The following is a 23,265-nucleotide window of genomic DNA, read 5'->3' on the forward strand; positions in this document are numbered from 1 at the left end:
CGTCAGCCGAAGCGCTCGGCCATCCAGGCGTCCCACGCGGCCTGCTCGTCGCGGCCCGCGAAGTTCTGGTGGCCGAGCACGAGGGCGTCGCCGCGGTCGGTCCCGGAGTGGATGAACCGGTAGAGGCCCCCGCCGGTCCGCACGCCCAGGTTGACGGGCAGGTTCGCGTAGAAGACGACCCCGGCGGAGCCGTCAGGAAGCCGGACGGCCTCGCCGCCGGCGACCTCGGGCGTGACGCCCAGCGCCTCGGTGACGACCTTCCAGACGGCGTCCGGGCCGCCCGCTCCGGGCCGGAAGACCGTGGTGACCGACGGGACGCGGCCCGCGAAGTGCCCGAGATACTGGCTGAGGGTCTCCAGGTAGATGGGCCAGCCGGCCTTCATCGCCTCGAACTCGGTCTCCCAGTCGTCGCCGAGCATGCCGCTGTGCACCAGCCGCAGCACGGTCGTGCCGCCGCCACGCCCCTCGATGAGGTACTCCATCGCCATGAACCGGCCGTCGGCGGCCTCCTCGCTCCGGGTCGCGAAGCGGCTGCCCGGCTCGTAGGCGGTGATCGTGGACTGCTCGGTGTGGCCCAGCATCGTGAACTCGGCCCGCTCGCCGGCGAACTGGGTGCGTCCCATGAACCAGGAGTCGACGCCGGGACCGGTCGCGATCGCCTCCCAGACCTGCTCGGGCGTGGCGGCGAGCTCGATCTCCAGGCTCACCTCGAACGGGTGCGTCATCGGGCGTCCTTCACGCTCGGGTGGACGGCGACGACGATCCGGTGATCGCGGCCGTGCTCGGCGGATTCGTCATGATACTTGGACACCAGGGCCGCGACGGCCCCCGCGAGTTCCTCGGCGAACGCCGCCCGGTCGGCGGCCGAGGCGAAGCGCACCTCGCCGTCGATCGCGAAGGTCGCGACCCGCTTACGCGCCCGGGCGGCGCCGGTGATGAGCGCCCCGACATCGCGGACCAGCCGGGCCGCGACGGCCAGCAGCCAGCTAGCCGACAGCCGGTCGGGCGAGCGGGCCGGATCCGGCTCCAGCGACCCCAGCGCGGTCGGCGAGATCACGTAGGAGGCCGCGGTCGCCCGCATGATGCGCTCATGCACATTGCCCTTCCGCCGCTCCTCGATCATCTCGACGAGCCCATGCGCCTCCAGCGCCTTCAGGTGATAGTTGACCTTCTGCCGAGGCAGCCCGACCTTGGCGGCCAGCATGGTCGCGGACCCGGGCTCGCTCAACTCGGCCAGCAGCCGCGCCCGGATGGGCGCCAGCGACACCTCGGCGGCAGCCGGGTCCTCGATCACGGCGATGTCCTGCATACCCGCAGGCTACATCCGACAAATTATCCTGTCGAGAAAACCCTATTCACCGGTCAGACTCGCGGCCGTCGCCGCGCGGTGCAGGCTCAGGGCGGCGGGCGGGGGCAGGGGTTCGGGCGGGTCGACCGGATGGGCGCGGAGGGACTGGAGGAGCAGGGCCACGAGGCGGCGGGACGCGGCTGCGGTCGCGTCGGGGGACGCGGCGCTGATGCCGCCGTTGGCCATGATCAGAAGCTTGAGGTCGTCGTGCGTGAAGTCGGCCCGCAGCTGCCCGCTCTCCTTGGCGCGCCGGGTCAGCTCGGCGAAACCGCGCACGTTGTGGTCGAGCTCCCGCCCGAAGTCGATCGCGTCGGGGAACGCCCCCAGGAACGCCGCGGTGAAACCCCTGTCGACGGCCTGCATGGCGCACGCCTTCTCGATGACCGCGCAGAATCCGCGCCAGGGGTCCGGGTCGGCGAGGGCGTCGTCGACGGCCGACACGCAGGCCGCGACCTGCTCGGCGAACACCTCGGTGATCAGCGATTCCTTCGTGGGGAAGTGGCGGTAGAGCGTCGCGGGCCCGATGCCGGCGCGCCGCGCGATCGCGCGCATCGGCACATCCAGCCCGAGCGCCGCGAAGGTCTCGCGGGCGACCTCGACGATGCGGTCGCGGTTACGTTGCGCGTCGACGCGCAACGCGGCGCTCGGCATCCGAGAAGCATCGGCGGTCATATCTCTCACTTTACTGCAAACGGACGGGGTGTTCCGATTTCTTGCTAGCGTCCAGGAGACGGGAACACCTCCTCGGAAGGCATCGGCATGTTCGCTCTTCAGTACTCGCGGTTCGGCCCTTCCGACGTGCTCACCGTCGGCGAAGCGGCCGAGCCGCACGCCGGTCGCGGCGAGATCCGCATCGCCGTACGGGCCGCCGGCGTCGCGCCCGCCGACTGGAAACTGCGCGCCGGCAGGCCCCCGGGCCGCGCGCCGCTCAACTGGCCGCACATCCCCGGTGTGGACGCCGCGGGCATTGTCGACCAGATCGGCGACGGCGTCACCGGTGTCGCGATCGGCGAGGCCGTCTTCGGGCTGGTCGACATCGCCAAGCTCGGCGGCGCGTCCGCCGAGTTCGCCGTGCTCAAAGCGTGGGCCGCCAAGCCGGACGCGCTCAGCTGGGAGCAGGCCGGCGGCGCGGCGACCAGCGTCGAGACCGCCACCCGCGCCTTGACCGTGCTGGGCGTCACGGCGGGCACGACGCTGCTGATCGAGGGCGCGGGCGGAGGCGTCGGCACCGGGACCGTGCAGCTCGCGGTCGCCCGCGGGGCCACCGTCATCGGCACAGCGAGCCCGCGCAACCACGAGTTCCTGGCCGGCCTCGGCGCCACGCCCACCACCTACGGTTCCGGTCTCGTCGAGCGGGTCGCGGCACTGGCGCCCCACGGCGTCGACGCGGTGCTCGACGCCGCGGGCTCCGGCTCGCTGCCCGACCTGGTCGCCGTAGCGGGTGACGCCGCCCGGGTCCTGTCCGTCGCCGATCTGAACGCCCACCAGCACGGCGTACGGCTCTCCTACACCGGCAGCGGCGACGAGCCCGGTTACGCGGGCCTGGCCGTGGCGGCCGCACTCGCCGCCGAGGGCCGGTTCACCGTGCCGCTGCACGCGGTCTTCCCGCTCAAGGACGGCGCGAAGGCCCACGACCTGAGCGCCACCGGCCACGCTCGCGGAAAGGTCGTTCTGACTGTGCCGTGATGAGCGGTCGTTCCGGCCGTAGTATCGGCGGGAGGGCGCCGTGGACGTATGGCCGTTCGTGGGCAGGCGGGTCGAGCGGGAGTGGGCCGTGGCGACGCTGCGGCGTGGGAACGTGGTGATCGCCGGGGCCGCGGGGGTGGGGAAGAGCCGGCTGGCGAGTGAGGTCGCTGCGGCGTTCGACGCCACTGTGCATGTGCGCGGGACTCGGGCGGCCCGGGTGTTGCCGCTGGGGGCGTTCGCGCCGCTGCTTCCCGAAGGGGAGCCGGGGTTCAATCCGCTCCGGTGGGCGGCGGACGCGATCTTATCCCGCGCGCCGTCGTTGCTGGTGGTGGATGACGCGCATCTGCTGGACGCCTCGTCGGCCGCGCTCACGCATCAGCTGGCGGATGCCGTCCGGGTGCTGGCGACCGTACGGGCGGGTGAGGAATGCCCGGATTCGGTGACCGCGCTCTGGGAGGACGATCTGGGCAGCCGCCTCGATCTGGCCCCCCTCACGGACGCGGAGACGGCGGCGGTTCTCGCCTCCGTCCTGGGCGGTCAGGTGGATCCGCCCGCGGCCGCGCGGCTGCACACGCTCAGCCAGGGCAACGTGCTGCTGCTGCGCGAACTGGTCACCGCGGCTCTGGAGGGCCAGGTTCTGGTACGGCCCGACGGTCTGACCTGGCGGCTGGAGGGCGAGGTGCCCCGCGCGCCGCGCCTGATGGAGATGATCGAACGCCGAATGGGCCGGTTCGGCGACGCCGTCACCTCGGTCCTGGAGCTGGTCGCCCTGGCCGAACCCATCGGCCTGGCCCCGCTGGCCGCGCTGACCGGCGGCGACGCGATCGAGGAGGCGGAGTCCCGCGGCCTGGTCGACGTCGTCTCCGACGGCCGCCGCGCCGCCGTCCGCCTGGCCCACCCCCTGTACGGCGAGGCGCTGCGGCTTCCCGTCACGCGCCGCAGGCGCCGCTTCGGGGAGCTGGCCGACACGCTCCAGGCGACCGGCGCCCGCCGCCGCGAGGACGTGCTGCGGATCGCGGTCTGGCGGCTGGAGAGCGGCACCACCCCCGACCCGGTCCCGCTGGTGCGCGCCTGCCGCCTGGCCTGGGCCTCCCATGACTTCCCGCTGGCGATCCGGCTGGCCAGGGCGGCGCTGGCCGGTGCGGGAACCGACGAGGACCGGGTGGACGCCGCCATCATGCTCGGCACCCTGCTCAACTACTCGGCCCAGCCCGCCGAAGCGGAGACCTTGATCGCCCAGCTGCCCGCCGGGCCCCTCGACGAGCGGCGGCGCACCGAGCTCGCCCTCACCCGGGCGTGGAGCCTCGCGCTGGGGTTGGGCCGCGTCGAGGAGGGCATGGAGCTGCTGGCCCGGACCAGGGAACAGATCACGCAGGTCGCCTACCGGCAGGATCTGTCCACGCTGCTGATCATCATCATGTCCGCGCACACCGGGATGGAGGACCTGCTGGGGCACATCAACGCGTTGCTGGCGGAACCGCCGGTCACCGCCGCCGTCCGGGCGCAGGCGCTGAACAGCCGGGCCGCCACCCTCTCCACGATCGGCCGCTACCACGAGGCGGAGGCCGACATCGCGGCGGCCATCGGCGATCACGCGAACTGGGTGGACGCCGTGCCCGTGATCCTGCTGCCCTTGCACGCGAACTGGTCGCTGAACCGGATGATGCTGGGCGACGTCGACGGCATGGAAGCGGCCATGGACCACCTGGCGGAGCTGGTCGGGTCAGGCCACGGGTTCTCGTACGCGGCCCAGGCCATGGCCCTGCACCGCGCGATGGCGGCCCGGCTGCGGGGCGGGTTCACCCAGGCCGCCAGGCTGCTCCAGGACGCCCGGCGGCACCAGGGCGACGACGCGCTCACCGGCCTCCTCATGATCGAACACGCCTACGTGCTGGCTTTGCGGGGCGACGGGCGCGCCGCGAGGACGGCCTTCGACGAGGGCGTCACCGCGTACACCCGGCTCGGCGCCCTGACCGACATGTTCCGCTACCTGGCCGAACCCTGGATCATCGCCGCCTCCGGCGAGCTGCGCAAAGGCGTGGAATTCGCCCTGTCCACCGCGGACGTGGGCCGGCACATGGGCATTGTGGCCTTCGAAACCCACGCCCTGCACACCGTGGCACGCCTCGGTTTCGCCGAACGCGCCGCCGACCGTCTCGCCGAGCTCGCCTCAGTCCAGGACGGCGACCTGGCCTCCCTCTTCGCCGTGCAGGCCCGCGCGTCCGCCGTCCAGGACGCGCCCGCGCTGGAGCGGGTGACGTCCGAGTTCACCGGGCTCGGCCTCCTCCCGTACGCGGCCGAGGCCTGCGCCCAGGCCGCCCAAGCGTGGGACCATGTCGGCCGCCCCGCCTCCGGGCGCGCCGCCGCCAGCCGCGCCTGGCTGCTGGCCGCCCGCTGCGACGGCCTCCGCACCCCGGCCGTGGCCCACCTCACCGCTCCCGGCCTGACCCGCCGCGAGGCGGAGATCGCCCGGCTGGCCTGCACCGGCCTGCCCAGCAAGCAGATCGCCGAACGCCTGTTCCTGTCCCCCCGCACGGTCGACAACCACCTGCAGAACGTGTACGCCAAACTCGGCGTCTCCAACCGCTCCGACCTCAGGCGAGTGCTGCGCTCGGACTGATCCCGCCGCCGGCGGCAGGGCTAGCGGACCCGCGCGAGGGCCGCCGCGTCGGTGACGCGGGTGTCGGCCAGGGTGATGACACGGGTACGGGGGTGGGTGACCTGGGCGGTTCGGGCCAGGACGCGGCCCGGCGGGGTTTGGATGAACAGGGTCGTGCCGAGTTCGCCGAGCAGGGCGATGCCGTCGCGCCACCGGACCGTGGTGGCGACGCCGCGGGCGAGATCGTCCAGGACGGCGCCGGAGTCGTGGAGGAGGCGGCCCGTGGCGCCCCCTAGGCAGGGGCGGAGGAGAGGGCGGCGGGGGAGCGTGGCGAGGTGGTCGGCCATGGCGTCGGCGACCTGGGTGAGCAGCGGGCAGTGGGAGGGCACGCTGACGTTCAGGCGCTGTACGCGACGGGCGCCGGCCTGGGCCGCCGCGGTGGTGAGGCGTGCCAGGGCGGTGGCGCTGCCGGAGACCACGGCTTGGTGGTCGGTGTTGACGATGGACAGATAGGCCGGCTCGTCGCGGGTGATCACCGACTCGACCAGCCGCCGGACCTGGGGGACGCTCAATCCCAGAACGGCCGCCATGCCGTAGCCCGATGGGTAGGCGTCGCGCATGAGCTCGCCGCGGTGGCGTACGGCCTGGAGGGCTTCGGCGAACGTCAGCGCCCCGGCGGTGACGGCGGCGGGAAAGGCTCCGGAGGAGTGGCCCGCCACCGCGCCGGGAGTGACGCCTTCGGCGAGCAGGGCGTTGGCCGAGGCGACTCCGGCGACGCAGAGCGCCACCTGGGCGGTGACAGTGGACGTCAGCGCGTCCGCGCCATCCTGGTGGGCCGAACCGGGCAGGATGCGCTCGGCCTCGGCGAGGGTCGCCGCGACGGCGGGGTGATCAGGCAGGTCATGGAGCATTCCGGCGTGCTGCGAGCCCTGGCCCGGGTAGAGGAACACGACCCCTATTCGGGAGCCCATGGGTCTTTCACCAGTTGAGGGCCGTGTTCGGTGCGGGCCATGGCGAGACCGCCGGCGCGGGCCCATTCGGTCAGGCTGACCCCGCCACGGGGAGTCTCCAGCTGGCAGTCGACGGTGACTCCCGCGAAAGCCGCCACCAGACGCGCGGCCTGGGCCCGCTCCAGCCTGCGTGGCACCCGGAGCAGCAGGTCCAGATCGCTGCCGGGATGGGTGACCGGCCGCCCGGTGGCCAGTTCGAAGCCGACGCTGCCGACCGGCCCCCAGACGGTGTCGTCCCCGAGTTCGGCCGCGACGACGGAGAGCGCGGCGGCGAGCCGGGGGAGGCGGGGCCGCCGTTCCCGCAGATCCTCCGGCCGCACCACGCGAGTGATCGAGTCCGGCGGGACGAGGGCGGCGTGCCGCTGCCATCGCTCGGCCCCGCGCACCCCGATGGGGATCAAGCCCGAGGTGCGCGGCGCCCGCCGGACGACTCCCCAAGGGCAAGCGGCGAGGGACTCGCGGGCCCAGCCGGGCAGCCCGTCGACGGCGGCCTCCAGCCGGAGCAGGTCGTGCGGGCGCGCGATCACCGCCATTGGGCCGTCATCGCCTCGCGAACGCGCAGGGACGCGGCCCGGGTTCGCCGTGCTCCGGGGGAGGCGAGACGGTTGCTCAGATCGCGCGGACCGCGGCGGGCCCGCGCCACGGCGGCGGCGAGCGCGTCCTTCACCTTCCGGACATCCGCGCCGCCCGGCTCGTCGGCGTTCCCGACCTCCAGCAGGTCGTCGCACAGGCCGAGCTTCGCCCAGCCGGCGACGCCGTAGGAGAGCGGAGGCACCCGCCGGGCCAGCTCGTCGAGCTCCGCCACGCTCCGCAGGGTCACCCTCGCCGCGGCTTCCCTGTGCATGGCGTGAACCACCACACCCGGATCGTCGAGCGCCAGGATCTGGTTCGCCTGGAAACCATGCGCGAGGAACCCGCCCGACAGCGCCGTACCGACAATGAGCGCGACCACTGGATGCCCGGCGGTGCGAGCACGCGCGTACGCGTCGACGGCGACGGCCAGCGCGTGATGCAGCCCGAGCAGCTCCTCTACACGCCCATACGCCTGACTGGGCAGATCGACGACGGCGACGACCGGACGGCGCCGATCCACGTCCTCGTCGGCGACCCCGGCCACCGCCTCGGCGAGCGCGTACGCCTCACGGAGGCCGACCTCCCCCTTCCGCGCCCGGTGGTACGGACTCCCCGGGTCAGGCACGACGGCGATCAGGCGAGCGACGTCCTCACCCAGCCTGGCGTCCGCCGTGATCACCGACGGGACCACCGGGCTCACCTCGCCATCGGCCAGTGCCCGAATCCAGTTCCCGCCCCGGCTCATCCCCGGCCCCACACAGCCGCCAGATCGTCCGGCTTCGGCGGATCAGCCGGGTCGACCGCGGCAAGGAGCGCCCCCAGCTCGCCGATCCGCTGCGAGCGATGCCCGGCGGGCACGCCACGTCCCACGGCCTCGATCACGGCCGAGCGGATCGCGGCCACGTCGTCGGGAACCAGCACGTCCGCCAGGCCGGTCCGGGTGCGTTGCGTGCCGCCGTCGATCGACCAGATCATCGGGTGATCGGAGGCGTCGAACTCGGCGACACCGGCCTCGGACTCGATCACCTGGGGACCGTCCAGCCCGAGACGGCCCTCCCTGGTCATGATCAACTCGGTGCACAGCCCGGCCGCGATGCTCATCCCGCCGAAACAGCCCAGCATCCCGGCGATGACCCCGACGACAGGCTGGAGCGCACGTAACTCCAGCAGCGCCGAGCACACCTCCGCGACCGTGGCCAACCCCAGATTGGCCTCCTGCAGGCGCACCCCGCCGGTCTCCAGCAGCAGAACCGCGGCCGTGGGGACACCCGCGCGGCTGTCCCTGGCGGCCAGCGACAGCGCGGTGGAGAGCTTCACGCCGGAGACCTCGCCGATGCCGCCGCCCTGGAAGGCCTGCTCGATGCCGATCACGACCGCGGCTCGCCCGTCCAGCTCGCCCCGCACCACGACCACACCGTCATCGGACTGCGGGACGACGCCCTGAGGTTCCAGCCACGGTGACTCGATACGGTCGAAGGGACCGCACAACTCACCGGCGGTGCCGTCGTCGAGCAGCGCGAACGCGCGCGCCCGGGCGTCCAGTTCGATGAAACTTTGCTTCACGCGCCGCCCTCTTCCATGCTTTCCTCGACCGCTTGCCGGAGCCGCAGCGTGACCACACCGGGAGTCGCCCCGGAGTCGTTGAGCTCGAACGCCGCGGCCACCCGATGACGGGCGAAGAAGCGCTCCAGCACGACCCGCCACACCGCGTCGAACCCATCCACGCTGGTACGCACGCGCACCCGCGCGACACCGGCCGGCCCCGGCGTCATCAGCACCTCCAGGTCCCCCGAACCGGCCACCCCGACGTGCGCCCGCCGTACCGGCGGCCGGTCGGCGGGAAACTCGAAGTTCAGCGTCTGCACGAGACCACCCCCGGATCGGCTCCGGCGACGGACCCAGGCCACGGCACCAGGTCAAGGAAGAGCCCTGCGGCCAGCAGGTCACCGCTCCCGCCCGGCGAAAGCCGGGCCGCCCGCAACCGCCCGTCCAGCTCAAGGAGGGCGGCCCGGCCGCGGTCCGTCCCCGCGCCTCCCTCGGCCAGGACGCGGGCGGCGCCGCGCCGTACCACGCGCAGCCCTTCGAGGCCGCCACGATGCAGCACGCAGGTGTCGTCCAGGAGGCTCATCACCGCCAGCAGCGCGTCCAGCCGGGCCACGTCCTCGGCGAGCCCGGCCGCCCGGCCCGCCCGCAGTCGCGGCAACGCGACCTCGACCACGTGCGGGAAACCGGCCGCCGCCTCGGCGCGAGCACCGCCCACCCGGAATCGCCGCCGTACCCGCTCGCCGTGGGAGACGGGGATGTCCCCGTCCGGGATGGCGGCCAGCCGGGCCGCACGGCCTACGGCCTCCCGCTCCGCACCGGCGGTGGCGGCGCCCGCGACCAGCAGCCCGAGCGCCCACAGGGCTCCCCTGTGGGTGTTCACCCCACGGGTGACTTTCAGCATGACCTGCTCACCCGCCCGGCCCAGCCGCCCCAGCTCCACGCGAAGCGCGACCCCGACAGGCATCCGCCGCGCCGCCAGCGCGAGCGACCGGAAGACGGGCCGCAGCGCCTCGGCGGAGGCCAGCATGAGCGCCAGATCCATGTCGTCGTGCGCGCCGCGGCCCCGATGGTCGACCAGGCCCGGCTTGGGACCCAGCCGGGCCTCCGCGCACAGGGCCCGGACCGCGAGATCGGCCGGCATCGCCGGATCACCAGGTCCTGAACCGGGCAGGCGGATCATAGAGACCTCCCGACCAGTCGACCAGATCCTCGATGCTGCGGGCCGCCAGCAGGGAGCGCTTCGCCTTCCGCACATCCACCTTCAGGTCCTCGGGCAGCGCCACCAGACCGTCGCGGCGCAGCGCCTCGACGCGCCGCTCGTCCAGGTCTCGGCCGACCGGGGTGGCGCCCGCGATCGCGGCCAGCGCCTCGCGCCGCTCGGCCAGGCCGGAGGCCTTGTACAGGTACGCCACGCCCTCCTCGGTCACCACGTGACTGACGTCCGCGCCGTAGATCATGACCGGGGGGATAGGCATGCCGATGTCCACGCCCACCTGGATCGCGTCCAGGGACTCCACGAACGCCGGAATGCCGCCGGAGCGGAACGTCTGGGTGATCTGCACGACGAGCTTGCGCCCCCGCGGCGCGGGAGGCTCGCCGGCCGGCAGGCTCAGCCACGCGGGGGAGGAGTGCCTGCGCCCGTGCGGATCATGCCCCATGTTGGGAGCCCCGCCGAACCCGGTAAGACGGCCCTCGGTGACCGTCGAGGAGTTCGCGCAGGCGTCGATCTGCAGCGAGGAGCCGATGAACATGTCCACCGCGTACTGCCCGGCGAGCTGGCACAGCACCCGGTTCGAGCGAAGCGACCCGTCGCGGCCGGTGAAGAACACGTCCGGCCGCGCGGCGACGTAACGCTCGGTGCCCGGCTCCCCGCCGAAGCAGTGCACCGACTCCACCCAGCCGCTCTCGATCGCCGGGATGAGTGTCGGGTGCGGGTTGAGCGCCCAGTGCTTGCAGATCTTCCCGCGCAGGCCCAGCTCCTCGCCGTAGGTGGGCAGGATGAGCTCGATCGCCGCGGTGTCGAAGCCGATCCCGTGATTCAGCGCCGTCACCCCGTGCCGCTCGTAGACGCCGCGCAGCGCCAGCATGGCCATCAGGATGTCCACCTGGCCGATCTGGCGGGGGTCCCGCGTGAACAGCGGCTCCAGCGCGTACGGCCGGGGGCTTTCCACGATCAGATCCACCCAGTCGCCGGGAATGTCCACCCGGGGAACCCGGTCCACCAGCTCGTTGACCTGGACCAGCACGACACCGTCGCGGAACGCCGCCGCCTCGGCGATGGTCGGGGTGTCCTCGGTTCCCGGGCCGGTGAACAGGTTTCCCTCCCGGTCGGCCTGCTCGGCGCAGAGCAGCACGACATCGGGGGCGAGGTCGATGAACATCCGCGCGTACAGCTCGACATAGGTGTGGATCGCCCCGACCTCGATCTTGCCGTCGGCCAGCAGCTGCGCCACGCGCACGCTCTGCGGTCCCGCGTACGCGAAATCCAGGCGGCGGGCCACGCCACGCTCGAAGACGTCCAGATGCTCGGGCAGGCTGATCGAGGAGATCAGCAGATGCAGGTCGTGCACCACGTCCGGATCGCAGCCCGCCAGCGCCTCGGCGAGGAAGTCGGCCTGTTTCTGGTTGTCGCCTTCCAGCGCGACACGGTCACCGGGCCGCAGCAGCGCCTGCAGCGCCTCCCGCGTCCGCCCGGCGTCCAGCACCCGGCCCGACGCGAAGGCTCCGACGGCCTCCATCCGTTCCCGCTTCGCCGCCCGCCGCCGGGTCCAGCTCCGCGTGCGGGCGGCAGTCCGTGCCGACATAGGCTTGTGATGCCTCCAGCGGCGACACGGTTAACTCAACGGGGGTTAAATGTGTTCTCGCGTGCGGTAGTGGAAGCGGCACAGTTCGGTGAAGCCCGCGCGCTCGTACAGCCGTAGAGCCGGGGTGTTGTTGCCCTCGACCTGGAGATACATCTGGCCGGCGTCCTGGGTGGCGGCCCAGCCCGCGAGGGCGGCCAGCACGCTCGCGGCGGCGCCCTGTCCGCGCGCCTCGGGAAGGGTGGCCATGCCGAACACGCCTGCCCAGCCACTGTCGACGACCGCGCGGCCCACGGCGACGACGCGGTTCCCGGTGACCGCGCCGGCGTAGACGCTCGGTTGTGGCACCCTGCTGAGCATGTCCCACTCGGGACCGGGATCGCCGCCGTGCACGGCATGCCAGGTCTCGAACCACGCGTCCGCCGGGTGCTCGTCCAACCGGCCGCGCACCGGCCCCGCGGTCCGTTCCACGACGGAGGAGGTCACAGCCGACTGAAGCGATATCGAGTACTCGCGGCGATAACCGCGCTCCGCCAAGGCGGCGTCGAGCCCGGCCGGGGAAGCACCCGGGGTGACCTGAAAACGCGTGGCGGCCCCGTGAGCGCTGTAGAACTCCTCAGCGAAACCGATCCTGCGCGCCAGATCCGCGGGCGTGGCCTCGCCGTGCGCCAGCACCGTCCCCGCCCACCACGCCCCGAAGTCCACGCGGCGCAGCCACCAACCGTCGAGATGATCGACAGAAACCGGAGGAATGGCCCGGGCCGCCCGTTCCTGCAGACCTTTCACCAGTAGTGGTACGGACATGGCATCCACTCATATCACGAGATCATGAACCCTCGCCCGCGGAAGACGGCGGGTCCTTGATCTCGCAGATGACCGCGCCCGCGGCCACCGTGGCGCCCACCTGGGCGGACATGCCGACCACGGTTCCGGTCTTGTGGGCGGTGAGGGGCTGTTCCATCTTCATGGCCTCCAGGACGACGATGACGTCCCCGGCGGCCACCTCGTCGCCTTCGGCGGCCAGCACCTTGACGATGGTGCCCTGCATGGGGCTGACCAGGGAGTCCCCGCTCGCCGCGGCTTTCGCCGGGCCGCGCCTGCGAGCGGGCGTGGTCCGGTTCGCGCTGGCGGTTCGCGGGCCGCCGAAGCCGGCGGGGAGCACCACCTCCAGGCGTTTGCCCGCCACCTCGACGGTGATCCGCTCACGTTCTGCGGGCTCCTCGGCGGCGGACGCGGGCGGGCCGTCGTAGGGGGCGAGCCGGTTGTCGAACTCGGTCTCGATCCAGCGGGTGTGGACGGTGAAGGGCTCGCCGGTGAAGGCCGGATCCGCCACCACGGCCCGGTGGAACGGCAGCACGGTCGGCATGCCGTCGATCTCGAACTCGGCCAGCGCCCGGCGGGAGCGTTCGAGCGCCTGAGCGCGGGTGGCGCCGGTCACGACCAGCTTGGCGACCAGCGAGTCGAACGAGCCCGGCACGGTTTCGCCCTGCTCGTAGCCGGAGTCCAGGCGGACGCCCGGGCCGGAGGGGGCCCGCCAGCGGGTGATGGTGCCGGGGGCGGGCAGGAAGCCGCGGCCGGCGTCCTCGGCGTTGACGCGGAACTCGATGGAGTGGCCGCGCGGCTCCGGGTCGCCGTAGCCGAGCTCCTCCCCGGCCGCGACGCGGAACATCTCGCGCACCAGATCGACGCCGGTGACCTCCTCGGTGACCGGGTGCTCCACCTGCAGGCGGGTGTTCACCTCCAGGAAGGAGATCGTGCCGTCCTGGCCGACCAGGAACTCGCACGTCCCGGCCCCGACGTAACCGGCCTCGCGCAGGATCGCCTTGGAGCTGTCCCGGAGCAGGGCTTCCTGCTCGGCGGTGAGGAACGGCGCGGGCGCCTCCTCGACCAGCTTCTGGTGGCGGCGCTGGAGCGAGCAGTCGCGGGTGGAGACCACGACCACGTTGCCGTGCGCGTCGGCCAGGCACTGGGTCTCCACGTGCCGGGGCCGGTCCAGGTAGCGCTCCACGAAGCACTCGCCCCGGCCGAACGCGGTCACCGCCTCGCGCACGGCGCTGTCGTACAGGTCGGGGATCTCCTCGGCGGTGCGCGCCACCTTCAGGCCGCGCCCGCCGCCGCCGAAGGCCGCTTTGATCGCGATGGGCAGGCCGTGCTCGGCGGCGAAGGCGACCACCTCGGCCACCCCGGAGACGGGATCGGGAGTGCCCGCCACGAGCGGGGCGCCGACGCGCTGGGCGATATGCCTGGCCTGAACCTTGTCGCCGAGCGCGGTGATGGCCGCGGGCGGCGGGCCGATCCAGATCAGCCCGGCGTCGATGACCGCCTGGGCGAAGCCGGCGTTCTCCGCCAGGAAGCCGTACCCGGGGTGCACCGCGTCGGCGCCGGACCGCGCCGCCACTTCGATGATCTTGTCGATGGCGAGGTAGGTCTCGCCCGGCGTGGCGCCGCCGAGCGCGTACGCCTCGTCGGCCATGCGGGCGAACAGCGCGTCGCGGTCCTGGTCGGCGTAGACGGCCACGCACGCGAGGCCGGCGTCCCGGCAGGCGCGAATGACCCGGACGGCGATCTCGCCGCGGTTGGCGACGAGTACCTTGCGCATGGTCGTGCTCACAGGGGGTTCTCCGTTCACAGCGGGATGTTCCCGTGCTTCTTGGGCGGCAGGGTGTCCCGCTTGCCGCGCAGCAGCCGCAGCGCGCGGGTGACCTCGCGGCGGGTCTCACTCGGCGCGATCACCGCGTCCACGTAACCCCGCTCGGCCGCCAGGTACGGCGTGGCGAGGGTGTCCTCGTACTCGCGGACCAACTCGGCCCGCAGCGCGTCGGGGTGGTCGACCGCGGCCAGCCGCTTGCGGTGCAGCAGGTTGACCGCGCCCTGGGCGCCCATCACCGCGATTTGCGCGGTGGACCAGGCCAGGTTGACGTCGGCGCCCAGATGTTTGGAGCCCATCACGTCGTACGCCCCGCCGTACGCCTTGCGCGTGATCACCGTGACGAGCGGGACCGTGGCCTCGCCGTAGGCGTACAGCAGCTTGGCGCCGCGCCGGATGATGCCGTTCCACTCCTGCTCGGTGCCGGGCAGGAAACCGGGCACGTCCACGAGCGTGAGCACGGGGATGTTGAAAGCGTCGCAGGTGCGTACGAACCGGGCCGCCTTCTCCGAGGCGTCGATGTCCAGCGTGCCGGCCAGCCGCAGCGGCTGGTTGGCCACCACGCCGACCGGCTGGTCCTCGACGCGTCCGAAGCCGACCACGATGTTGGGCGCGAACAGCGCCTGCACCTCCAGGAACTCGCCGCCGTCCAGCAGGGCGGCGATGACGGTGTGCATGTCGTACGGCTGGTTCGGGGAGCCGGGGAGCAGCGTGTCCAGGGCCAGGTCACCGGCGGAGAGCTCCAGGTCCGCCTCCAACCCGGAGTACGGCGGCTCGTCCAGGTTGTTCCGCGGCAGGTAGGACAGCAGGGCCCTGGCGTAGTCGAGCGCGTCGTCCTCGTCGTGCGCCAGGTAGTGGGCGTTGCCGCTGCGGCTGTTGTGCACGCGGGCGCCGCCCAGGTCCTCGAAGGTGACGTCCTCGCCGGTGACCGTCTTGATGACGTCCGGCCCTGTCACGAACATGTGGGACGCCTCGTCCACCATGATCGTGAAGTCGGTGAGGGCCGGGGAGTAGACGTGACCGCCCGCGCACGCGCCCATGATCAGGGAGATCTGCGGGATCACGCCGGAGGCGCGGATGTTGCGGCGGAAGATCTCGCCGTACAGGCCGAGGGAGACCACGCCCTCCTGGATGCGGGCGCCCGCGCCCTCGTTGATGCCGATGATCGGCGACCCGGTCCGCATGGCCAGGTCCATGACCTTGCAGATCTTCTGGCCGTACACCTCGCCCAGGCTGCCGCCGGACACGGTGAAGTCCTGGGAGAAGACGCAGACCGGGCGGCCGTCGATCGTCCCGTGACCGGTGACCACGCCGTCGCCGTAGCCGAGGGTGCCCCGGGCCAGGGCGTCCAGTTCGGCGAACGAGCCGGGATCCAGGAGGCGCCCGATCCGCTCCCGGGCCGTCAGCTTGCCCTTGGCGTGCTGCTTGGCGGCCGCCCGGGCTTCGCCGTCGTGGACCGCCTCGTCCAGGCGCTCCCTGAGGCGGGTGAGGGTGCCATGCGGTTCCATTGATCACCATATCTGCGTTGATACTCAGTTCCACAATGACGATACTTAGTCCTCTGTGCGGGGACAACCCCGGGGTCCGCGAGAATGGCCGCGTGCCCAAACCGCCTATCAACCAGCGCCTCGCCGAAGCCGCCGTGGCGCTCTTCGACGAGAACGGCTACGACGAGACCACCGTCGACGACATCGCGGCCCGAGCGGGGGTGAGCCGCAGCACGTTCTTCCGCTATTACCGGTCCAAGGAAGACGCGATCTTCCCCGACCACGACACCCTGCTCGCCACGGTCGACGCCCGCCTGCGCTCCTCGACCGCCGACACGGCGATCGTCGCCATCATCGACGCGGTCCGCATCGTGCTGGCGCACTACGTGGACGACGCGGAGGTGTCGCTGCGCCGCTACCGCCTAGTCGGCCGGGTGCCGGCGCTACGCGCCAGGGAGATCGCCAGCGTGGCCCGCTACCAGCGGTTGTTCCGCGAGTTCGCCGGTGAGTGGCTGGCCGGGACGCCCGACGCCGACCTGCGCGCCGAACTCGTGGCCGCCTCGGTCGTGGCCGCGCACAACCAGGTCCTGCGCGGGTGGCTGCGCGGCGGCGGCACGTACGACCCCTTCGGCGCCCTCGACCACGCCCTGCGTTATGTGACCGCCACCTTCCGCCACCTGGAGCAGCCGCGCGAGGAGGCCGACGAGGTCGTCGTGGCGACATTCCGGCGCTCGGCCTCTCCGCAGGCCGTCATGACGGCTATCCAGCAGCACCTGGAGTGACGGCCACCTTGACCGCGTCCCCGTCTTCAAGGGCGTACGCGAACGCGGCGTTGATGTCTGTGAGCGGGAAGGTTCGGGTGACCGCGGCGCCGAGGCGTACCGCGTGGGTGTTGATGAGAGCCGTGGCTTGGCGGAACTCGTCGGTCCGGTAGCCGAAGGAGCCGTGGATCTCGATCGGGTTGGGGAGGGGCGGCAAGGGGACGGGGCCGAGAGCGGCGACGGCGATGTGGCCGTGCGGGGCGGTGGCGTCGACGGCCAGGCGGAGCGCCGCCGGGGTGCCCGCCGCGACGATGGTCCACGGGAACGCGCCGATCGGGTGGCCGGGGATGTGGACGGCCTGGGCGCCCGCGGCCAGGGCGGTCGCGTGGCGCGCGGGGCGGGGTTCGACGGCGGTCACCTTCAGGTGGCGGGCGTGCGCGGCCGCGATCACACACAGGCCGAGCGGGCCCGCGCCGACCACCAGCACCGCGTCGCCGGGCCGGGTGTCGCCGAGGGCGGCCACGCAGTGCAGGGCGACCGCGAGAGGCTCGGCCCAGATCGCGTCGAGGTCCGGGACGTCGGCGGCCAGCGGGGTCACGTCGCCGGGTTCCAGATCGCGCAGGACGAGCTCCTCGGCGTACCCGCCAGGGCGCTGGAACGACAGGGTGAGCTCGCGGGACCGATCGCACAGCTGGGTGCTGCCCTGCGCGCAGTACCAGCAGCGTCCGCACGAGCGCATCGGCCGCACCATGACCCTGGCGCCGACGGGCAAGGTCGCCCGCTCGCCCGCCTCGGATACGCGGGCCACGATCTCGTGGCCGAGCACCTGGTCGGGGGCGGCGTCGCCGGCGCGGAAGGTCGCCAGGTCCGAGCCGCAGATCCCGACGGCGAGCACGTCCATGCGCACGTCGGCGGGGCCAAGAGAACTCTCCGGCCCCGGTGCGACCTCGAATCGCCGGGGCGCGGTCAGCAGCGCGCGCTTCGGTCCCTCACTCATCCCGGCCGTCCGATGACGGTCACTTCTCGGGCGACCAGCGTGTCCAGGCTGGGCATGACGGTCTCGGCCGCGAGGGACGCCACCCGGCCGCCGCGCCGCACCCAGCGGGCGGCCAGATCCAGCCGCCCCCGCACCGACACCACGACGTCGGCGCGCCCGCTGCCGCCGCGCGCCTCCAGCGCCGCGCGCGCCGCCGCGAGGGTCGGGCCCTCGCCGTCGAGCAGCTCGTCCGCGCCGTACGCCGAGGTGAATCCGGCCGCCGCGAGCCCGGCCAGCAGCCCCGGCAGTTCCCCCGCAGGACCCAGCACCAGCAGCACGTCCTCGACGCGCGCGAACTCCTTCATCGACCCTCCCCGCCCAGCAGTTCCCCGGCCCGATCCAGCATGTACGGCGAGGCGTCGGCCAGCACCTCCCAGGCCGGATCGGGCCGCCGTCCGGTCCGATGCAGGCGCAGGCTCATCGCGGTGATACAGCTGAGCCGGAATCCGGCCAATGCCCGGAACCAGTCCAGATCCGGCACCTCCAGGCCACCCGCCGCGCGATACGCCCCCAGCAGGAACTCCGGCGAGGGCGACCACCGCGACCACTGGTGCCGGGCCGGACCCCAGCTGCGCGGGTCGTACATCATGCAGATCCACCCGATGTCCACCCCCGCGCACCCGATCGAGGCGATCTCCCAGTCCAGGACCGCGGTCAGCCGCCCCTCGGCGAACAGCCAGTTGTTGGAGTAGAAGTCGCCGTGCACCACGCTCGTCTCGGCCACCTCCGGCATGCTCGCCACCAGCCGGTCCCTCAGTCGTAACCCGCGCTCGATCCAGCGCGGGTCGTCGGACTTCAGCAGGCTCGGCGTCCAGGAGTCGATCTCGCCGGCCAGATCCCGCGGGGTGCTCCAGCCGGCCAGCTCGCGCCGCCAGTCCACCCGGTGGATCGCCGCCAGCACGCCCATCGCCTCCGCGAACACCGGCTCGAGCCCCGAGCCGTCGACCAGCTCGGCCGCCCCGGCGTCGAACAGGTGCGTCGACTGCCCGCGCACGTGCTCCACCATGTGGTACGGCACGCCGAACCACGACTCGTCCGCGTCGAACCAGCGCACGCCGGGCACCGGCAACCCGGCCCGTTTCATCGCGCGCAGCAGCGGCACCTGCCGCATCACGTCGGCGTTGCCCTGCCGCGCGACCCCGGGCGGGGCCAGCCGCACGACCAGCGCCTCACGCTCACCCCGGTGCTCGACGTCGAAGCCGTAGCTGATCCCGGAGTTGCCCGGCATCCGGCGCACGCCGCCCACCACCGCCCCGGGACCGTAGTGCGCACGCGCCCACGCCTCCAGCCGCCCGGCGAAAACAGCATGATCGCTCACAGTGGTTCCTTCATCTAGTACGCAACCAGTTGCTCGACGGCCCTGACCACGGCGGCCTGGTCCGGCAGCCAGAGCCGTTCCAGGTTCGGCGCGTACGGCGGGGGCATCCTGGCCGCGCCCACCCGCGTGATCGGGGCGTCCAGCAGCTCGAACGCGTGCTCCCCGACGTGGGCGCTGATCTCCGCGCCGACCCCGAAGTCGGTGATCGCCTCGTGCGCGATGAGCAGGCGCGAGGTCTTGGCCAGCGAGGCGATGATCGTCTGGTAGTCCAGCGGCGCGATGGTGCGCAGGTCGACGACCTCGCACTCGATGCCGCGCCCGGCCAGGTCCCGCGCGGCGGCCAGGCAGACCTGCGCCATCCGCGAGTAGCTGACGACAGTGACGTCGGAGCCTTCCCTGACGACGTGCGCGCGGCCGAGTTCGAGGGACTCGCTCCGGTCGGGCGCGTCCCCGGAGACCTCGTAGAGCAGCCGGTTCTCGATGACGATGACCGGGTTGGGGTCGCGCACCGCCGCCCGCAGCAGGCCGTACGCGTCGGCGGGGGTGGACGGCATGACCACCTTGAGCCCGGGAATGGCGGCCAGCAGCACCTCGAGGCTCTGCGAGTGCTGGCTGCCGGAGGAGCGGCCCGCGCCGAACTGGGTGCGCACGGTCAGCGGCACCTGGACGGCGCCGCCGGTCATGAACCGCATCTTGGCCGCCTGGTTCATGAGCTGGTCCAGGCAGACCCCGATGAAGTCGATGTACATGAGCTCCACCACCGGCCGCAGCCCGGACATGGCCGCGCCCACGCCGAGGCCCATGATGGCGGTCTCGGAGATCGGCGTGTCGATGAGCCGCCCGGGGAAACGCTCGTGCAGCCCCCGGGTGAGGCCGAAGACGTTGCCGCCCGCCGCCACGTCGATGCCGGCCAGGAAGACCGAGGGGTCGGTGGCCAGCTCGTCCTCCAGCGCGGCGCGGATGGCCCGGCTGGTCTTGATGGCGGGGGTGGCCTGGACGTCCGCGGGGACGGGCAGCGGCGGCCGGTGCCCGACCGGCGAGTAGACGTACTCCTGGAGGGTTTCCGCGCCGGGTTCCGGCGCGGCCCTGGCGAACGCGATGGCCGCCTCGACCTCGCGCCCGACCTCGTCGGCGATCTTGGCGAGCAGGTCGCCGTCGCCGTCGGCGCGGATCCGCGCGGCCAGGATGGCGAGCGGGTCGTTGCCCTCCCGGGCGGCCAGGTCCTCGGGCGTGCGGTAGCGCTGCTGGTCGCCCTCGTAGTGGCCGCGCGCCCGGTAGGTCTCGGCCTCCACCAGGACGGGCCCCGCGCCCGACCTGACCCGGGCGACCTGGCCGGCCATCACCCGGGCGACGGCCTCGACGTCGTTGCCGTCCGCGTGGGCGTAGGCGATGCCGTAGCCGCGCGCGCGTTCGGCCAGCGGGAGTTCGCGGATGACCGTCGCGTCGGAGAACTCGGCGAAGTGGTTGTTCTCGCAGAGGAACACGATCGGCAGGTCCTTCACGGCGGCCAGGTTGACCGCCTCGTGGAAGGCCCCCTGGGACACCGCGCCGTCCCCGAAGAAGGCCACCGCGACATCGGAGGTCCCGCGCAGCCGCATCGCCATGGCCGCGCCGGTGGCGATCGGCAGGCCCGCGCCGACGATGCCGTTCGCGCCGAAGACCCCGGCGTCCAGGTCGGCGATGTGCATCGAGCCTCCCCGGCCCCGGCAGCTGCCGTCGGCCCGGCCGAGCAGTTCGGCGAACATGCGGCCCATGTCGCCGCCCTTGGCCAGCACGTGCCCGTGGCCCCGGTGCGTGGAGGTGATGATGTCGCTTCCGGTCAGCACCGAGCACGCGCCGACGGCGACCGCCTCCTGGCCGATCGACACGTGCACGAAACCGGGGATCTCGCCGTCCCGGTAGAGCTGCGCGGTGCGCTCCTCGAACCGCCGGATCCGCGCCATCCGCCGATACAGCTCGACCCTCACCACTGGGCGCCGTCCTGGACCACGGTGCCGTCGCCGATCAGGTCGTCGACCTCCGCCGCCGGCAGCCCCCAGGAGGTCAGCGCCGCCACCGTGTGCTCCCCCGGCGAGGGCGGCGGCGACGGCACTCCGGGGGCGGTACGGCTGAAGCGCGGCGCGGGCGCGGGCTGCACCGTCGAGCCGACCCGCACGAAGGCGTCCCGCTCGACGTTCAGGGGATGCCCGGCCGCCTCCCCCAACGGCACCACCTCGGTCAGGCAGGCGTCGGTCCCCTCGAACTCGGCCAGCCACTCGGCCTGGGTACGGCTCCGGAACACCTCCGCCATACGCTTCTTGAGCACCGGCCACGAGTCCGGCCTGGCCTGCCCGTCCAGGAAGTCCCGGTCCTGGTCGAGCCCGAGACCTTCCAGCAGCCGCCGGTAGAACTGCGGCTCGATCGCGCCCGCCGCGACGTGCCGGCCGTCGGCGCACTCGTACACGTTGTAGTAGTGCGAGCCGCCGTCCAGCAGGTTGACCCCACGCGCGGGCGACCAGAACCCCTCGCCGGCGAACGCGTGGAACATCGTCATGAGCAGCGAGGCGCCGTCCACGATGGAGGCGTCCACCACCTGCCCGCGACCGGAGGCGCGGGCCTCGTGCAGGGCGCACACCAGGCCGAACGCCAGCAGCATGCCGCCGCCGCCGAAATCGCCCACCACGTTGAGCGGCGGCAGCGGCGACTCGGGCGTGCCGATCGCCGCCAGCACGCCGGTCAGCCCGATGTAGTTGATGTCGTGCCCGGCCCGCCCGGCCAGCGACCCCTGCTGGCCCCAGCCGGTCATCCGCCCGAAGACGATGCGCGGGTTACGTTCCGCGCAGGCCTCGGGGCCGATGCCGAGCCGTTCGGCCACGCCGGGCCGGAAACCCTCGAAGATGATGTCCGCGGACTCCACCAGCCGCAGCACCGTCTCCGCGCCGCGCGGGGACTTCAGGTCGATCGCCACCGAACGCCGCCCCCGGTTCATCAGGTCGGCGTGCGGCGGCAGCGGGTTGGCCGGGCTGCGGTAGCCGGGCCGGTCCACCCGCAGCACCTCCGCGCCCATGTCGGCGAGCATCATGCCGCAGAAGGGGCCGGGGCCGATCCCGCCGATCTCGATGACCCGCACACCACTCAGCGGTCCTGTGCTCACAATTGGGCTCACAATGTCCACCCGCCATCCACGGTCAGCACCGCGCCGGTGCAGAAGGTCGCGTCCTCGGCCAGGAAGACCGCGGCTTTGGCGATCTCCTCGGCCGTGCCGAACCGGCCGAGCACCGTGCGGTCCACGATGCGCTGCCTGGCTCGTTCGCCGAGTCCGGTGGTCATGTCGGTGTCCACGAATCCGGGGGCCAGCACGTTGACCCGGACACCGCTTTCCCGTCCGTTTTCCTTGGCCAGCGCCCGTGCGAATCCGGTCATGGCGGACTTGGCGCTGGCGTAGGCGGTGTCGCCGGGGAAACCGGCCTGGCCTATCACCGAGGAGACCAGCAGGAGCGAGCCCGCGCCGGACGCGCGGAGCGCGGGCAGCGCGGCGCGGGCCAGCAGGTGGTTGCCGCGCAGGTTCGTCTCGACAACCCGCCACCAGTCCTGCGGCGGCAGCTTCTCGATCCGCCCGCCCGCCCACTCCCCGGCGTTGAGGATCACGGTGTCAAGACCGCCCAGCCGCCGCACGCACCGGTCGATGAGCTCCTCGGCATCGCCGTCCAGCAGGTCGTACGGCTCCGCGGCCATCTCGGGCTGTTCCTTCAGCGGCTGCCGCGAGGTGAACACGACATCCACCCCGCGATCGGACAGCGCGGCCACGATCGCCCTGCCGATGCCGCGAGCGCCGCCGGTCACCAGCGCCCGCCTGCGCGCCGCGCCCACTAGTGCGCCGCCATGCCGTCGACGATCAGCACCACCAGCCGCTCGGCGATCTCGTCCACCGAGGTCGGGCCCTTCGGGTCCAGCCACACGTAGGTGTAGTTGAGCAGGCCGAGCACCCCCATCACGTCGATCGGATGCGCGGTACGGAAGACCCCGGCGGCCACGCCGCGCTCGAAGACCTCCTCGAACAGGCTCTGGTACTCCCGCCGCAAAGCCCGCAGCCGCACCGACCGGTCGCCGGTCAGCGAGCGCATCTCGTGCTCGGCCACGATGACGTCGCTGCGGCGCTCGGCCAGCGTGTTGAGGTGGGCGTGCACCAGCAGCCGCAGCTGCTCCCGGGGGTCGGCGGTGCTGGCCACCGCGGCCCTGCCCCGGGTCAGGGCCTCGTCCACGTGCCGTTTGCACAGGTCGAACAGCAGATCCTCCTTGGACCCGATGTGGTAGTACAGCGCGCCGCGCTGCAGGCCCGCCGCCTCGCCCAGCTCGGACACGCCGGCGCCGTGGTAGCCCTTCACGGCGAATATCTGGGACGCGACCTGCAGGATGCGGTCACGGGTGGAGTCCGCTGGCTGCTCGCCGGACACGGGGTCCTCCGTCTCTTGGGG

At 72.8% G+C, this 23,265-nt stretch carries 23 protein-coding genes; 3 read left to right on the forward strand and 20 right to left on the reverse strand.

Features of this window, described 5'->3' with window-relative positions; translation table 11 throughout:
- Positions 1-2: 2 nt before the first annotated feature.
- From Aple_RS34250 to Aple_RS34260, 3 genes are read right to left on the reverse strand one after another with little or no spacing between them, the layout of a single operon-like run.
- A complete protein-coding gene (locus Aple_RS34250; RefSeq protein WP_155348876.1) occupies positions 3-725 on the reverse strand; it encodes an SRPBCC family protein in 723 nt (240 codons plus the stop codon).
- Positions 722-1,309, reverse strand: a complete 588-nt coding sequence (locus Aple_RS34255; protein WP_174889916.1) for an ArsR/SmtB family transcription factor — start codon at positions 1,307-1,309, stop codon at positions 722-724. The genes Aple_RS34250 and Aple_RS34255 overlap by 4 nt, the downstream gene beginning before the upstream one ends.
- Positions 1,310-1,351: 42 nt before the next feature.
- Positions 1,352-2,020, reverse strand: a complete 669-nt coding sequence (locus Aple_RS34260; RefSeq protein ID WP_218038639.1) for a TetR/AcrR family transcriptional regulator — start codon at positions 2,018-2,020, stop codon at positions 1,352-1,354.
- A gap of 87 nt (positions 2,021-2,107) precedes the next feature.
- Here Aple_RS34260 and Aple_RS34265 point away from each other — a divergent pair, with 87 nt between their 5' ends.
- Entirely contained in the window at positions 2,108-3,034 is a 927-nt protein-coding gene (locus tag Aple_RS34265) for an NADP-dependent oxidoreductase (protein ID WP_155348877.1), read from the forward strand.
- 40 nt (positions 3,035-3,074) lie between these two features.
- Entirely contained in the window at positions 3,075-5,654 is a 2,580-nt protein-coding gene (locus tag Aple_RS34270; protein ID WP_155348878.1) for a helix-turn-helix transcriptional regulator, read from the forward strand.
- Between the two features lie 20 nt (positions 5,655-5,674).
- On the opposite strand, the gene Aple_RS34275 is transcribed toward Aple_RS34270, so the two are convergent.
- The 10 genes from Aple_RS34275 to Aple_RS34320 are packed head-to-tail and all read right to left on the reverse strand — an operon-like array spanning position 5,675 to position 15,717.
- Entirely contained in the window at positions 5,675-6,604 is a 930-nt protein-coding gene (locus Aple_RS34275; protein WP_170321791.1) for an ACP S-malonyltransferase, read from the reverse strand.
- Complete coding sequence (locus Aple_RS34280) at positions 6,589-7,176, reverse strand: malonate decarboxylase holo-ACP synthase (RefSeq protein WP_155348880.1); 588 nt, start codon at positions 7,174-7,176, stop codon at positions 6,589-6,591. Before Aple_RS34280 ends, Aple_RS34275 begins: the two co-directional genes overlap by 16 nt.
- Positions 7,167-7,961, reverse strand: a complete 795-nt coding sequence (gene mdcE, locus Aple_RS34285; RefSeq protein ID WP_155348881.1) for a biotin-independent malonate decarboxylase subunit gamma — start codon at positions 7,959-7,961, stop codon at positions 7,167-7,169. Before mdcE ends, Aple_RS34280 begins: the two co-directional genes overlap by 10 nt.
- Positions 7,958-8,779: a biotin-independent malonate decarboxylase subunit beta gene (mdcD, locus tag Aple_RS34290; RefSeq protein WP_155348882.1), complete on the reverse strand. Its 822-nt coding sequence runs from the start codon at positions 8,777-8,779 to the stop codon at positions 7,958-7,960. Before mdcD ends, mdcE begins: the two co-directional genes overlap by 4 nt.
- Positions 8,776-9,081: a malonate decarboxylase subunit delta gene (locus Aple_RS34295; RefSeq protein WP_155348883.1), complete on the reverse strand. Its 306-nt coding sequence runs from the start codon at positions 9,079-9,081 to the stop codon at positions 8,776-8,778. The genes mdcD and Aple_RS34295 overlap by 4 nt, the downstream gene beginning before the upstream one ends.
- Entirely contained in the window at positions 9,069-9,941 is an 873-nt protein-coding gene (locus Aple_RS34300) for a triphosphoribosyl-dephospho-CoA synthase (protein ID WP_155348884.1), read from the reverse strand. Before Aple_RS34300 ends, Aple_RS34295 begins: the two co-directional genes overlap by 13 nt.
- A complete protein-coding gene (gene mdcA / locus Aple_RS34305) occupies positions 9,910-11,565 on the reverse strand; it encodes a malonate decarboxylase subunit alpha (protein ID WP_155348885.1) in 1,656 nt (551 codons plus the stop codon). The genes Aple_RS34300 and mdcA overlap by 32 nt, the downstream gene beginning before the upstream one ends.
- Positions 11,566-11,610: 45 nt before the next feature.
- Positions 11,611-12,366, reverse strand: a complete 756-nt coding sequence (locus Aple_RS34310) for a GNAT family N-acetyltransferase (protein WP_155348886.1) — start codon at positions 12,364-12,366, stop codon at positions 11,611-11,613.
- Positions 12,367-12,388: 22 nt separating this feature from the next.
- Positions 12,389-14,161, reverse strand: coding sequence for an acetyl/propionyl/methylcrotonyl-CoA carboxylase subunit alpha (locus Aple_RS34315; protein ID WP_155348915.1), 1,773 nt, complete (start codon positions 14,159-14,161; stop codon positions 12,389-12,391).
- Between the two features lie 26 nt (positions 14,162-14,187).
- Complete coding sequence (locus tag Aple_RS34320; RefSeq protein WP_155348887.1) at positions 14,188-15,717, reverse strand: acyl-CoA carboxylase subunit beta; 1,530 nt, start codon at positions 15,715-15,717, stop codon at positions 14,188-14,190.
- Between the two features lie 92 nt (positions 15,718-15,809).
- Between Aple_RS34320 and Aple_RS34325 the strand changes: the two genes are divergently transcribed.
- On the forward strand, positions 15,810-16,478 hold the full coding sequence (locus tag Aple_RS34325) for a TetR family transcriptional regulator (protein ID WP_218038640.1): 669 nt from the start codon (positions 15,810-15,812) through the stop codon (positions 16,476-16,478).
- On the opposite strand, the gene Aple_RS34330 is transcribed toward Aple_RS34325, so the two are convergent.
- The 7 genes from Aple_RS34330 to Aple_RS34360 are packed head-to-tail and all read right to left on the reverse strand — an operon-like array spanning position 16,456 to position 23,244.
- Positions 16,456-17,454, reverse strand: coding sequence for a zinc-dependent alcohol dehydrogenase (locus Aple_RS34330; protein WP_155348889.1), 999 nt, complete (start codon positions 17,452-17,454; stop codon positions 16,456-16,458). The two genes, Aple_RS34325 and Aple_RS34330, sit on opposite strands and share 23 nt — an antisense overlap.
- The gene (locus tag Aple_RS34335) at positions 17,451-17,798 is read right to left on the reverse strand and encodes a hypothetical protein (RefSeq protein ID WP_155348890.1); all 348 of its coding nucleotides are present in this window, start codon (positions 17,796-17,798) and stop codon (positions 17,451-17,453) included. Before Aple_RS34335 ends, Aple_RS34330 begins: the two co-directional genes overlap by 4 nt.
- Positions 17,795-18,811, reverse strand: coding sequence for a phosphotransferase family protein (locus Aple_RS34340; protein ID WP_155348891.1), 1,017 nt, complete (start codon positions 18,809-18,811; stop codon positions 17,795-17,797). Before Aple_RS34340 ends, Aple_RS34335 begins: the two co-directional genes overlap by 4 nt.
- Positions 18,812-18,825: 14 nt before the next feature.
- A complete protein-coding gene (locus tag Aple_RS34345) occupies positions 18,826-20,778 on the reverse strand; it encodes an alpha-ketoacid dehydrogenase subunit alpha/beta (protein WP_218038641.1) in 1,953 nt (650 codons plus the stop codon).
- Positions 20,775-21,944, reverse strand: coding sequence for a CaiB/BaiF CoA transferase family protein (locus tag Aple_RS34350; protein WP_155348917.1), 1,170 nt, complete (start codon positions 21,942-21,944; stop codon positions 20,775-20,777). Before Aple_RS34350 ends, Aple_RS34345 begins: the two co-directional genes overlap by 4 nt.
- A gap of 8 nt (positions 21,945-21,952) precedes the next feature.
- Positions 21,953-22,633: an SDR family NAD(P)-dependent oxidoreductase gene (locus Aple_RS34355; RefSeq protein WP_218038642.1), complete on the reverse strand. Its 681-nt coding sequence runs from the start codon at positions 22,631-22,633 to the stop codon at positions 21,953-21,955.
- 26 nt (positions 22,634-22,659) lie between these two features.
- The gene (locus Aple_RS34360) at positions 22,660-23,244 is read right to left on the reverse strand and encodes a TetR/AcrR family transcriptional regulator (RefSeq protein ID WP_170321792.1); all 585 of its coding nucleotides are present in this window, start codon (positions 23,242-23,244) and stop codon (positions 22,660-22,662) included.
- Positions 23,245-23,265 lie beyond the last annotated feature (21 nt).

The organism is Acrocarpospora pleiomorpha (assembly GCF_009687885.1).
Taxonomy (GTDB): domain Bacteria; phylum Actinomycetota; class Actinomycetes; order Streptosporangiales; family Streptosporangiaceae; genus Acrocarpospora; species Acrocarpospora pleiomorpha.

What these genes read in the sequence shown, in the direction of transcription:
- Aple_RS34250 (WP_155348876.1), bottom strand. Translation starts at nt 725, where the DNA reads ATGACGCACCCGTTCGAGGTGAGCCTGGAGATCGAGCTCGCCGCCACG.
- Aple_RS34255 (WP_174889916.1), bottom strand. Translation starts at nt 1,309, where the DNA reads ATGCAGGACATCGCCGTGATCGAGGACCCGGCTGCCGCCGAGGTGTCG.
- Aple_RS34260 (WP_218038639.1), bottom strand. Translation starts at nt 2,020, where the DNA reads ATGACCGCCGATGCTTCTCGGATGCCGAGCGCCGCGTTGCGCGTCGAC.
- Aple_RS34265 (WP_155348877.1), top strand. Translation starts at nt 2,108, where the DNA reads ATGTTCGCTCTTCAGTACTCGCGGTTCGGCCCTTCCGACGTGCTCACC.
- Aple_RS34275 (WP_170321791.1), bottom strand. Translation starts at nt 6,604, where the DNA reads ATGGGCTCCCGAATAGGGGTCGTGTTCCTCTACCCGGGCCAGGGCTCG.
- Aple_RS34280 (WP_155348880.1), bottom strand. Translation starts at nt 7,176, where the DNA reads ATGGCGGTGATCGCGCGCCCGCACGACCTGCTCCGGCTGGAGGCCGCC.
- mdcE (WP_155348881.1), bottom strand. Translation starts at nt 7,961, where the DNA reads ATGAGCCGGGGCGGGAACTGGATTCGGGCACTGGCCGATGGCGAGGTG.
- Aple_RS34300 (WP_155348884.1), bottom strand. Translation starts at nt 9,941, where the DNA reads ATGATCCGCCTGCCCGGTTCAGGACCTGGTGATCCGGCGATGCCGGCC.
- mdcA (WP_155348885.1), bottom strand. Translation starts at nt 11,565, where the DNA reads ATGTCGGCACGGACTGCCGCCCGCACGCGGAGCTGGACCCGGCGGCGG.
- Aple_RS34310 (WP_155348886.1), bottom strand. Translation starts at nt 12,366, where the DNA reads ATGTCCGTACCACTACTGGTGAAAGGTCTGCAGGAACGGGCGGCCCGG.
- Aple_RS34315 (WP_155348915.1), bottom strand. Translation starts at nt 14,161, where the DNA reads ATGCGCAAGGTACTCGTCGCCAACCGCGGCGAGATCGCCGTCCGGGTC.
- Aple_RS34320 (WP_155348887.1), bottom strand. Translation starts at nt 15,717, where the DNA reads ATGGAACCGCATGGCACCCTCACCCGCCTCAGGGAGCGCCTGGACGAG.
- Aple_RS34330 (WP_155348889.1), bottom strand. Translation starts at nt 17,454, where the DNA reads ATGAGTGAGGGACCGAAGCGCGCGCTGCTGACCGCGCCCCGGCGATTC.
- Aple_RS34335 (WP_155348890.1), bottom strand. Translation starts at nt 17,798, where the DNA reads ATGAAGGAGTTCGCGCGCGTCGAGGACGTGCTGCTGGTGCTGGGTCCT.